The sequence below is a fragment of the Streptomyces ipomoeae 91-03 genome (genome assembly GCF_000317595.1).
GTDB lineage: Bacteria > Actinomycetota > Actinomycetes > Streptomycetales > Streptomycetaceae > Streptomyces > Streptomyces ipomoeae.
Genome location: NZ_AEJC01000195.1, coordinates 1 through 10,176, shown reverse-complemented (window position 1 = coordinate 10,176; position 10,176 = coordinate 1). Strand labels below are relative to the sequence as shown.

Genomic DNA, 10,176 nt, shown 5'->3' with positions numbered 1-10,176 from the left:
TTCCACACCGGAGGGTTGTGCGCGGGCGCCCGCATCTTTATAGTCGTGATGACTATTAGTCAAAGTGACTATTAATGGTGACCGTTCGAGGGGGTGGGCGGACATGACCGCACCCGTCGGCGACGCGTCGAACGGCGACGCGCCCGAGGGCTACGACAAGTACGCCTACGAGCCCTTCGCCGTCACCGTCGACCTGGCCGTCTTCACCATCCGCGCCGGCACCCTCCAGGTGCTGCTCGTCGAGCGCGGACAGGAGCCGTACGCGGGGCGCTGGGCGCTGCCCGGCGGGTTCGTGCTGCCGGACGAGTCCGCGGAGGAGGCCGCCTGGCGGGAGCTCGCGGAGGAGACCGGGGTCACGGACGCCTCCGGGCTCCACCTGGAGCAGTTGCGGACCTACAGCGAGCCGGGGAGGGACCCGCGGATGCGGGTCGTCACCGTCGCGTTCGCCGCACTGCTCCCGGACCCGCCCATTCCGCACGGCGGCGGTGACGCGGCCCAGGCCCAGTGGCTGCGGTTCAACGCCATCGGCCCGCTCGCCTTCGACCACGACCGCATCCTCGCCGACGCCCACGACCGCGTAGGCGCCAAGCTCGAGTACACCTGTCTCGCCACCGCCTTCTGTCCGCCCGAGTTCACCCTCGGCGAGTTGCAGCAGGTCTACGAGACGGTGTGGGGCACCCCCCTCGACCGGCCCAACTTCCGGCGCAAGGTGCTGGCCACGCCGGGCTTCGTCGAACCGGTGCCCGGCGCCGCACGCCTGACCGGCGGTCGCGGCAAGCCCGCAGCGCTGTACCGCGCGGGTGGGGCCACCGCCCTGCACCCGCCCCTGCTCCGACCCACCACGGAAGGACGGCCCTGATGACCATGACGCTGCTCGACAAGCGCGCCGCCACCGGATGCCTGCTCGGCCTCGCCCTCGGGGACGCGCTCGGCTTCCCCACGGAGTTCGACGACGTACCGTCGATCCTCGCCAAGTGCGGCCACTGGCGGAAGATGGAGCTGCCGAAGCCGGCGATCGTCACGGACGACACCCAGATGACCCTGGCGCTGGCGCACGGGCTGCGAGCCGCCATGGACCGCGGGGTGCTCGGCCCCGAGGCCCTGGAGCGGGCCGTCCGCAAGGAGTTCGTCGACTGGTCCCGCTCCCCGGAGAACAACCGCGCCCCCGGCCACACCTGCATGGCCGCCTGCGACCTCCTGGCGCGGGAGCGCCACCCGTGGCAGTTCGCCAGCCAGATCCACTCCAAGGGCTGCGGCGCCAACATGAGGGTCGCGCCCCTCGGCCTCATCGGCCCGCTCAGCGACGAACAGCGCGCGGGCGCCGCCCAGTTGCAGGCCGGCCTCACCCACGGCCACCCCACCGCCCTCGCCGCCGCCGACCTCACCGCACACGCGATACGGCTGCTCAGCCACGGAGTCGAACCGCTCGGCCTGGTCGGACGGCTGCGGTCGTACGCGTACGAGAACCGCGCCCGCTATCACGCGCGCTGGCTCGGCGACCTGTGGACGTACGCCCAGGACCCCTCGCCGGAGCACTTCATCGCCCGGGGCTGGGACGAGTGCCTGGACGCCCTCGACCGGCTCCAGCAGGCCCTCGGGCGCCCGTCGCCCGAGACCGACCCCTGCCTGGCCACGGGGGAGGGGTGGATCGCCGAAGAGGCCCTCACCACCGGCCTGTTGTGCTTCCTGCTCTTCGTCGACGAGCCCGTCACCGCGCTGCGCCGCGCCGCCTGCACCTCCGGCGACTCCGACTCCATCGCCTGCCTCACCGGTGCCTTCGCGGGCGCCTACCACGGGCCGTCCGTCTGGCCCACCGAGTGGGCCGACCGCATCGAGTACCAGGGTGACCTCGTGTCACTGGGGGCCCTCTGGGACGCTTGAGGGATGATCGACGCCCTCGACATCGACCTGGCCCCGGTGGTCGCCGAACAACCCGCCCCCCTGCTCTTCGCCACTGTCTCCGGAGCCCACCTGTACGGCTTCCCCTCGCGCGACTCCGACGTCGACCTGCGCGGTGTGCACCTGCTGCCCACGGCCGAACTGGTCGGACTGCGCGAGCCGGAGGAGACCCGGTCGAGGATGTGGGACCGGGACGGTGTCGAGATGGACCTCGTCACGCACGACCTGCGCAAGTTCGTACGACTGATGCTGCGCCGCAACGGCTATGTGCTGGAGCAGCTGCTCTCCCCGCTCGTCGTGCACACGAGCGAGGCGCACCGCGAGCTGATCGCGCTCGCCCCCGGCGTCCTCACCCGGTATCACGCCCACCACTACCGCGGGTTCGCGGTCACCCAGTGGCGGCTCTTCGAGAAGACCGGTGAACTCAAGCCGCTGCTCTACACGTTCCGGGTGCTGCTCACCGGCATCCACCTCATGCGCAGCGGCGAGGTGCAGGCCCATCTGCCCACCCTGCTGCCGCAGGTCGACGCCCCCGCCTATCTGCCGGACCTCGTCGCGGCGAAGGCGGCGCAGGAACACGGCAAGGCCGACGTGGACCGGGAGCGCGTGACGGAGGACGTGGAGCGGCTGCAGGGGGTGCTCGACGAGGAGCAGGCCCTGTCAGTGCTGCCGGAGAACCCGTCCGCGTACGACGGCCTGCACGACTTCGTGGTCCGCGTCCGCCTCGCCGGACCGGAGGGCTGACGCGCGCCGGGTCCGGACGAGGAAGTCCTCGACGCGTGCCCGGTCCGGCTCCGCCGGCAACGGGGAACGGGCCGCCGCCTCCTCGGCCTCGGCGGCCAGCCGGGTCATCCAGGACTCGACGCGGGCCCAGGGGACCTCGCCGCGCTTCACCGCCAGCAGGGGCTCGCGCTGGTCGCCGACGTCGATGGTCAGCGCGCCCGTGCGCAGCAGGTCCCGGCAGCTCATCAGCAGGCGGAGCAGATGCATGGCGTGCTTCCAGCGCGGCGCCCCGTGCTGCCGGATGTCCGCGTCCAGCTTCTTGCGCTGGCCCAGGGCATAGCGGGCGAACGTCTCATGGGTCCGGCGGGACAGGAACGCACCGCGCAGCGAGAGCAGTTCGCGGCCGGTGCCGTCGACGTGCTCCACCAAGGGGGAGTGCAGGCACTCCAGGATGTTCGGGTTGGCGCGCAGGGCCAGATTGCAGAAGCGCTCAAGCTCCCAGCTGAACTGCTCCTCCGCCGGCCCCTCCACATGCGTCGGCGGCTTCTCGAAGCGCCAGAACAGCTCTGCGGGGGCCAGGAAGACACCGCGCCGGTCCGTGTCGCTGTCGTCCGTCGCGAGACCGAAGGCGCGCGAACCCATCACGCAGGCGTAGATCGTGTGGTCGCGGACCAGGGTCTCGGGGCGCATGCCCGGGAGCGTACGGGGTGGCTCAGACCAGCTGAATCGAATTTCCCGAGACCGTGATCTGCTCGGCGGGCAGCGGCATGGTCGCCGGGCCGTTCTCCACCGCGCCGTCCGTGATGCTGAACCTGCTGCCGTGGCACACGCAGTTGATCGTCTTGTCCGAGACGTTGTCGACGATGCAGCCCCGGTGGGTGCAGACCGCCGAGAAGGCCTTGAAGTCGCCCTCCTCGGGCTGGGTCACGACGACCTTCTGATCCTTGAAGATCTTGCCGCCGCCCACCGGGATGTCCGCTGTCCTGGCCAGTTCCTCGCCGCCCTCGCCGGTTCCCGTGCGTCCGGGGGTCTGCTCCTCGACGGTGTCACTGCCGCTGTCGCCGCCGTCGCCGCATCCCATCAGCAGCGCCGCCGTGCCCGCGGCGCCGGTCGCCAGAACCGCGCGCCGCGTCGAACCCATCGTCATGTCGTCACTCCGAACGTGCGGAAGAACCAGAGGGCGGAGGTCAGCCAGACGACCGTGAGAGCGGCGAAGACGAGGCCGCCGACGATCGGCAGGAGCCAGCCGGGAAGTCGCTCCGAACGGAGCAGCAGCATCTTTGCACTGAAAACACCGAAGAAGAAACAACCCAGGAGGGAGTGCCACATAACGCGCGACTCGTATGTCTGATAACCCAGCGCGTACAGACAGTGCACCGCCACCGGCACCGCCACCAGGAACGCCACCCGCCCCGACCAGCGATGCAGCACCCCCGACCAACTCGGGCCCGGCAGCTTGCCGTACACCATCAGCGCCGACACCAGCTGGACGAGCGCGAAGCCGAACGACACCGTCGCCAGCCATGACTTCACCGCGCCCGTGCTGCTGAAGCCCGCGAGGTTGAACGCGGTCCCCGCCGGATCGTGCGCCTTGCCGTAGGCGCCGAGGCCGACCGCCACCGCGCACGCCACCAGCGCGGGGACCAGATAGCGGCCGGCACCGCCCGGGCGCCGGCCGTGGGCGGGGCGCGGGGACGGGAAGTCCTGGGTGGCGGCGTCGGGGTCGACGGTCATGCGCTGCTCCCTGCCGTGAGCGGGTTCAGAGGGGCGTCATGGAGTGACGGGGCGGACCGCGAGCCGCTGTCCGTCGACCGTCACCGCGCCCGTCTCGGGGTCGATCTCCGGTGCCGCCGAGGGCTTGCCGTCGCGCTTGAGGATGCCGACCTGGCGGCCGTCGGGCAGCACGATCCAGCCGCCGTCGACCTCGGCCCCGCGTACGTTCGCGGTCGCCCGGTACAGCCCCGACGGCTTGACCGCCCTGTCCGCGGTGAAGCCGTACTCCTGGCCGCCGATGTCCACCGTGCCGCGGATGCCGCCGTCCTTGAGCGTGCCGTTCAGCTCGGCGCCGTTCTTGCCGGTGAGCCTCATGTCGCCGTCGTCCTCGACGTCGCCCTTGAGCCACGACTCCTTGTCGCGGCCGTCGCAGAAGTACGCGACCGCCTTGCCGTCGCGCAGCGAGACCGCGACCGCCGATGAGTCGTCGTCGGTACGGCCCGCGTAGTCGGCGTTCGGCGGCGGGGTGGGCGTCGTCGAGCCGGCTGACGGCGACGCCTTCGACGGGGACGGGGACGGGGAAGGGGACAAGGACGGGTTCGGCGGGGCCGAGGCGGGCGGCGGCTCGTTCCTGGTGGACGACGAGGTGGCGCGGGTCCCTGTCGTCGCGTTGAGCGACAGCATGAACAGGGCCAGCAGAAGTCCGGCGAGGAGCGTGAGAAGTGGTCCGGAGCGCTTCATACGAGCCTCCCCCGAGACGCGGCACGGACGGCCTCCCCCATGCAAGCGGACGCGCGGGACACCGTCCAGGGGCGCACGGAGGTGTTTCACCCGGAGCGACGGGACGGTGACGTGACATTGTCGGAGTCGGATGGCGGCGCCCGCGCCCGCGGTTTCCGCTGGTCAAGGGCGTTTCGGCAGGCGGACGCCGCACACCGGGCCGACGGCCGCTCATTAAGCTGGACGGACAATGCAGTAGGGCCATGAGGTGAGGAGTACAGCCGTGACGGTACGAGCGGTCCGGGGCGCTGTCCAACTCGAACGGGACGAGGCGGGGCACATGGACGAGCAGGTGGGCGAGCTGCTCACCGCCGTCCTGGAGCGCAACGGACTCACCCACGACGACCTGATCAGCATCTGGTTCACGGCCACCCCCGACCTGCACAGCGACTTCCCGGCCGCCGCCGCCCGCAAGCTCGGCATCGTCGACGTACCGCTGATCTGCGCGCAGGAGCTGGACATCGAGGGCGCCATGCCCCGGGTCGTACGGATCCTCGCGCACATCGAGTCCGACAGGCCCCGCTCCGAGATCGCGCACGTCTACCTGGGCGCCGCGGCCGAACTCCGCAAGGACATCGCCCAGTGAGAACCGCACTCGTCATCGGCACCGGCCTGATCGGTACCTCCGCCGCCCTCGCCCTCGCCCAGCGCGGTGTCATCGTCCACCTCAGCGACCACGACCCCGAGCAGGCCCGTACGGCCGCCGCGCTCGGCGCCGGCACCGACGAGGCGCCCGAGGGCCCGGTCGACCTCGCGATCGTCGCCGCCCCGCCCTCGCACGTGGCCGCGGTGCTCGCGGACGCCATGCGCCGGGGTGTGGCCTGCGGCTACGTCGACGTCGCCTCCGTCAAGGGCGGCCCGCGTCGTGAGCTGGAGGAACTCGGCCTCGACCTGTCGACGTACATCGGTTCGCACCCCATGGCGGGCCGGGAGAAATCGGGACCCCTGGCCGCCACCGGTGAACTCTTCGAGGGCCGCCCCTGGGTGCTCACCCCCACCCGGGACACCGACACCGAGGTCCTGAACCTCGCCCTGGAACTGGTCTCGCACTGCCGGGCCGTGCCGGTGGTCATGGACGCGGACGCCCACGACCGTGCCGTCGCCCTGGTCTCGCACATGCCGCACCTGGTCTCCAGCCTGGTCGCCGCGCGCCTGGAGCACGCCGAGGAGTCGGCCGTACGGCTGTCCGGGCAGGGCCTGCGCGACGTGACCCGGATCGCGGCCTCCGACCCGCGCATGTGGATCGACATCCTCTCCGCCAACCCCGGCCCGGTCGCCGACCTCCTCGACGAGGTCTCCGCCGACCTCGACGGGACCGTCCAGGCGCTGCGCGCCCTCCAGGCCTCCGACGAGGCCAAACGCCGCGAGGGCGTCACCGGCATCGAGGACGTCTTGCGCCGCGGCAACGCCGGGCAGGTCCGGGTCCCCGGCAAGCACGGGTCCGCTCCGCGGGTCTACGAGGTCGTGGCCGTCCTGATCGACGACCAGCCCGGCCAGCTGGCCCGCATCTTCGCCGACGCGGGACTGGCCGGGGTCAACATCGAGGACGTCCGCATCGAGCATGCCACCGGTCAGCAGGCCGGTCTGGTGCAGTTGATGGTGGAACCGAAGGCGGCGCCGGTGTTGACGGCGGCATTGCGGGAGCGGGGTTGGGCGATTCGGCAGTAGGCAGGGTGTGGTGGGGTCGGCGGTCGGAGGCCGCCGCAGCCGTCTCGAAGCCCGGGAGGCGCCCTGGCGCCGAGTGGTCGCGAGGGCGGCGTCGAGGATTGGTCGTCCGCATCGAGCATGCCACCGGTCAGCAGGCCGGTCTGGTGCAGTTGATGGTGGAACCGAAGGCGGCGCCGGTGTTGACGGCGGCATTGCGGGAGCGGGGCTGGTCGATTCGGCAGTAGCCCTCCGTCCTGAGCTGTGGGAAGGGCCCGTAAGAGTAGGTCCGGGGAGCCAGTAACCTTGTGCGGGGCTGTTTTCGTGTCCCGCACTCCCACCACCGCGTACCAGGAAGGTGTCCGTCACCGTGGAAAAGGCCGACCGGACCGCCCCGGCTGTGATCGTTGCCATCGACGGCCCCTCCGGCACGGGCAAGTCGAGCACCTCGAAGGCCGTGGCCGCGCAGCTCGGGCTGAGCTATCTGGACACGGGCGCCCAGTACCGGGCGATCACGTGGTGGATGGTCAACAACGGCATCGACATAGAGGACCCGTCGGCGATCGCCGCCGTCGCCGGCAAGCCGGAGATCGTCTCCGGCACCGACCCGGCCGCGCCGACCATCACGGTCGACGGCACGGACGTCGCCGGGCCCATCCGCACCCAGGAGGTCACCTCCAAGGTCAGCGCGGTGAGCGCCGTTCCGGAGGTACGGGCGCGGATCACCGAGCTGCAGCGCTCCGTCGCCGCCGGCGCGGAGAACGGCATCGTCGTCGAGGGCCGCGACATCGGGACGACCGTGCTGCCGGACGCCGACCTGAAGATCTTCCTCACCGCCTCCCCCGAGGCCCGCGCCGCCCGCCGCAGCGGTGAGCTGAAGGGCGTCGACGTCCAGGCGACCCGCGAGGCCCTGCTCAAGCGGGACGCGGCCGACTCCAGCCGCAAGACCTCGCCGCTCGCCAAGGCGGACGACGCGGTCGAGGTGGACACCTCGGACCTCACCCTCCAGCAGGTCATCGAGTGCGTGATCACCCTCATCGAGGAGAAGCGGGCGGCGAAGTGAGCGAGGCCTCCGCGGACCGGGGCACCGCCGCCCGGACCTCTTCGCCCCGGACCCCTTCGGCCGAGGCACCTTCGGTACGGGGCGCCGAGGTCGGGCGGCGCATCGGCGTCGGTCTGATGTACGGGCTGTGGAAGCCGCGGGTGCTGGGCGCCTGGAAGGTCCCCACGACCGGCCCGGTGATCCTCGCCGTCAACCACTCCCACAACATCGACGGCCCGATGGTCATGGGCGTGGCACCCCGGCCGACGCACTTCCTGATCAAGAAGGAGGCGTTCATCGGTCCGCTCGACCCCTTCCTGCTCGGCATCGGCCAGTTGAAGGTGGACCGCTCGACCGCCGACCGCACCGCCATCACGCGGGCGCTGGCCGTCCTGGACAACGGCGGCGTTCTCGGCATCTTCCCGGAAGGCACCCGTGGCGAGGGCGACTTCGCCTCGCTGCGCGCCGGTCTCGCGTACTTCGCGGTGCGCGGCAACGCGCCGATCGTGCCGGTCGCCGTCCTGGGAAGTACCGAGAGGCGCGGGCGGTTGATAAAGGGGCTGCCCCCGCTGCGCTCCCGCGTCGACGTCGTCTTCGGCGACCCGTTCGACGCGGGCGACGGCAGCGGCCGACGTACGCGCAAGGCGCTCGACGAGGCCACCGAGCGCATCCAGAAGCAGCTCAGCGCACACCTGGACGATGCCAGGCGGCTCACCGGCCGCCGCCCGTAAAACGTCGGGCGTCCGATCGGGGCGCTGGGCGACACTGAAGTAGTGGAGCACCCAAGGAACACCTGGTGCCTCACCGATCAACACGATGAACGAGGTACGGACTTCATGAACGACCACATCTCCTCCGCGGGCTCGGGCGAGCACGACCACGGAGAGCTTGGCGACGCCGAGTACGCGGAGTTCATGGAGCTCGCCGCGGAAGAGGGCTTCGACCTGGAGGACGTCGAGGGCGCGATCGAGGAGGCGGGCCACGGCCCGCTGCCCGTCCTCGCCGTCGTCGGCCGCCCGAACGTCGGCAAGTCGACTCTTGTGAACCGCATCATCGGCCGCCGCGAGGCGGTCGTCGAGGACAAGCCCGGCGTCACCCGCGACCGCGTCACCTACGAGGCCGAGTGGGCGGGCCGCCGCTTCAAGGTCGTCGACACCGGCGGCTGGGAGCAGGACGTCCTCGGCATCGACGCCTCCGTCGCCGCCCAGGCCGAGTACGCCATCGAGGCCGCCGACGCGGTCGTCTTCGTCGTCGACGCCAAGGTCGGCGCCACCGACACCGACGAGGCCGTCGTACGACTGCTCCGCAAGGCCGGCAAGCCCGTCGTGCTGTGCGCCAACAAGGTCGACGGCCCGAGCGGCGAGGCCGACGCGGCGTATCTGTGGTCCCTGGGCCTCGGCGAGCCGCACCCGGTCTCCGCGCTGCACGGCCGCGGCACCGGCGACATGCTGGACGCCGTTCTGGAGGCACTGCCGGAGGCGCCCGAGCAGACCTTCGGCACGGTGGTCGGCGGCCCGCGCCGCATCGCGTTGATCGGCCGCCCGAACGTGGGCAAGTCCTCTCTCCTCAACAAGGTGGCGGGCGAGGAGCGCGTCGTCGTCAACGAGATCGCGGGCACCACCCGTGACCCGGTCGACGAGCTGATCGAACTCGGCGGCGTCACCTGGAAGTTCGTCGACACGGCCGGCATCCGCAAGCGCGTCCACCTCCAGCAGGGCGCCGACTACTACGCCTCGCTGCGCACCGCCGCCGCCGTCGAGAAGGCGGAGGTGGCCGTCATCCTCATCGACGCCTCCGAGTCCATCTCGGTGCAGGACCAGCGCATCGTCACCATGGCCGTCGAGGCGGGCCGTGCGATGGTCATCGCCTACAACAAGTGGGACACCCTCGACGAGGAGCGCCGCTACTACCTGGAGCGGGAGATCGAGACCGAGTTCGCCCAGGTCTCCTGGGCACCCCGGGTCAATGTCTCCGCGCGCACCGGCCGGCACATGGAGAAGCTGGTCCCCGCGATCGAGACGGCCCTCGCCGGCTGGGAGACCCGCGTTCCGACCGGCCGCCTCAACGCCTTCCTGGGCGAGCTGGTCTCCGCCCACCCGCACCCGATCCGGGGCGGCAAGCAGCCCCGCATCCTCTTCGGTACCCAGGCCGGCACCAAGCCCCCCCGGTTCGTCCTCTTCGCCTCCGGCTTCATCGAGGCCGGCTACCGCCGCTTCATCGAACGCCGCCTCCGCGAGGAGTTCGGCTTCGAGGGCACGCCGATCCATATCTCGGTACGGGTCCGCGAGAAGCGCGGCAAGAAGAAGTAGCGGCACGACACGAAGAGGCTGCGGCCACGGACGACCGGGAGGACTGGGCACGGAACCGCGCGGTCG

The 10,176-nt window shown here is 71.3% G+C and carries 12 protein-coding genes; 8 read left to right on the top strand and 4 right to left on the bottom strand.

The window, feature by feature from the left end; all coding sequences use genetic code 11:
• Positions 1-103 precede the first annotated feature (103 nt).
• The 3 genes from STRIP9103_RS13050 to STRIP9103_RS13040 are packed head-to-tail and all read left to right on the top strand — an operon-like array spanning position 104 to position 2,643.
• Entirely contained in the window at positions 104-859 is a 756-nt protein-coding gene (locus STRIP9103_RS13050) for an NUDIX hydrolase (protein WP_009309575.1), read from the top strand.
• Positions 859-1,881: an ADP-ribosylglycohydrolase family protein gene (locus STRIP9103_RS13045; protein ID WP_009309557.1), complete on the top strand. Its 1,023-nt coding sequence runs from the start codon at positions 859-861 to the stop codon at positions 1,879-1,881. The genes STRIP9103_RS13050 and STRIP9103_RS13045 overlap by 1 nt, the downstream gene beginning before the upstream one ends.
• A 3-nt stretch (positions 1,882-1,884) precedes the next feature.
• Positions 1,885-2,643 (top strand): nucleotidyltransferase domain-containing protein, encoded by a 759-nt coding sequence (locus tag STRIP9103_RS13040; RefSeq protein ID WP_009309553.1) that lies wholly within the window; start codon positions 1,885-1,887, stop codon positions 2,641-2,643.
• Here STRIP9103_RS13040 and STRIP9103_RS13035 read toward each other — a convergent pair.
• Genes STRIP9103_RS13035 through STRIP9103_RS13020 form a run of 4 tightly spaced genes read right to left on the bottom strand, consistent with a single transcriptional unit; the run spans position 2,560 to position 5,076 of the window.
• On the bottom strand, positions 2,560-3,312 hold the full coding sequence (locus STRIP9103_RS13035) for a nucleotidyltransferase domain-containing protein (RefSeq protein ID WP_048820197.1): 753 nt from the start codon (positions 3,310-3,312) through the stop codon (positions 2,560-2,562). The two genes, STRIP9103_RS13040 and STRIP9103_RS13035, sit on opposite strands and share 84 nt — an antisense overlap.
• A 22-nt stretch (positions 3,313-3,334) precedes the next feature.
• The gene (locus STRIP9103_RS13030) at positions 3,335-3,769 is read right to left on the bottom strand and encodes a Rieske (2Fe-2S) protein (RefSeq protein ID WP_009309578.1); all 435 of its coding nucleotides are present in this window, start codon (positions 3,767-3,769) and stop codon (positions 3,335-3,337) included.
• Positions 3,766-4,356 carry a DUF6529 family protein gene (locus STRIP9103_RS13025; protein WP_009309550.1) on the bottom strand — a complete coding sequence of 197 codons (591 nt, stop codon included), beginning with the start codon at positions 4,354-4,356 and terminating at the stop codon, positions 3,766-3,768. The genes STRIP9103_RS13030 and STRIP9103_RS13025 overlap by 4 nt, the downstream gene beginning before the upstream one ends.
• Before the next feature lie 36 nt (positions 4,357-4,392).
• Positions 4,393-5,076 carry a hypothetical protein gene (locus tag STRIP9103_RS13020; RefSeq protein WP_009309555.1) on the bottom strand — a complete coding sequence of 228 codons (684 nt, stop codon included), beginning with the start codon at positions 5,074-5,076 and terminating at the stop codon, positions 4,393-4,395.
• Positions 5,077-5,338: 262 nt separating this feature from the next.
• On the opposite strand from STRIP9103_RS13020, the gene aroH reads away from it, so the two are divergent.
• The 5 genes from aroH (at position 5,339) to der (ending at position 10,110) form a co-directional block, all read left to right on the top strand.
• A complete protein-coding gene (aroH, locus tag STRIP9103_RS13015) occupies positions 5,339-5,701 on the top strand; it encodes a chorismate mutase (RefSeq protein ID WP_009309560.1) in 363 nt (120 codons plus the stop codon).
• Entirely contained in the window at positions 5,698-6,783 is a 1,086-nt protein-coding gene (locus STRIP9103_RS13010) for a prephenate dehydrogenase (RefSeq protein ID WP_009309551.1), read from the top strand. The genes aroH and STRIP9103_RS13010 overlap by 4 nt, the downstream gene beginning before the upstream one ends.
• Positions 6,784-7,129: 346 nt before the next feature.
• Positions 7,130-7,822, top strand: coding sequence for a (d)CMP kinase (cmk, locus tag STRIP9103_RS13005; RefSeq protein ID WP_048820199.1), 693 nt, complete (start codon positions 7,130-7,132; stop codon positions 7,820-7,822).
• 116 nt (positions 7,823-7,938) lie between these two features.
• Positions 7,939-8,532 carry a lysophospholipid acyltransferase family protein gene (locus STRIP9103_RS13000; RefSeq protein WP_048820198.1) on the top strand — a complete coding sequence of 198 codons (594 nt, stop codon included), beginning with the start codon at positions 7,939-7,941 and terminating at the stop codon, positions 8,530-8,532.
• Positions 8,533-8,637: 105 nt separating this feature from the next.
• Positions 8,638-10,110, top strand: a complete 1,473-nt coding sequence (der, locus tag STRIP9103_RS12995) for a ribosome biogenesis GTPase Der (protein ID WP_048820196.1) — start codon at positions 8,638-8,640, stop codon at positions 10,108-10,110.
• The last annotated feature ends 66 nt before the right edge of the window (positions 10,111-10,176 follow it).

Bases quoted from the DNA above. Each gene is read 5' to 3' on its own strand.
- STRIP9103_RS13030 (WP_009309578.1), bottom strand. From the start codon at position 3,769: ATGACGATGGGTTCGACGCGGCGCGCGGTTCTGGCGACCGGCGCCGCG.
- STRIP9103_RS13000 (WP_048820198.1), top strand. From the start codon at position 7,939: ATGTACGGGCTGTGGAAGCCGCGGGTGCTGGGCGCCTGGAAGGTCCCC.
- der (WP_048820196.1), top strand. From the start codon at position 8,638: ATGAACGACCACATCTCCTCCGCGGGCTCGGGCGAGCACGACCACGGA.
- STRIP9103_RS13050 (WP_009309575.1), top strand. From the start codon at position 104: ATGACCGCACCCGTCGGCGACGCGTCGAACGGCGACGCGCCCGAGGGC.
- STRIP9103_RS13040 (WP_009309553.1), top strand. From the start codon at position 1,885: ATGATCGACGCCCTCGACATCGACCTGGCCCCGGTGGTCGCCGAACAA.
- STRIP9103_RS13020 (WP_009309555.1), bottom strand. From the start codon at position 5,076: ATGAAGCGCTCCGGACCACTTCTCACGCTCCTCGCCGGACTTCTGCTG.
- STRIP9103_RS13035 (WP_048820197.1), bottom strand. From the start codon at position 3,312: ATGCGCCCCGAGACCCTGGTCCGCGACCACACGATCTACGCCTGCGTG.
- STRIP9103_RS13045 (WP_009309557.1), top strand. From the start codon at position 859: ATGACCATGACGCTGCTCGACAAGCGCGCCGCCACCGGATGCCTGCTC.
- STRIP9103_RS13025 (WP_009309550.1), bottom strand. From the start codon at position 4,356: ATGACCGTCGACCCCGACGCCGCCACCCAGGACTTCCCGTCCCCGCGC.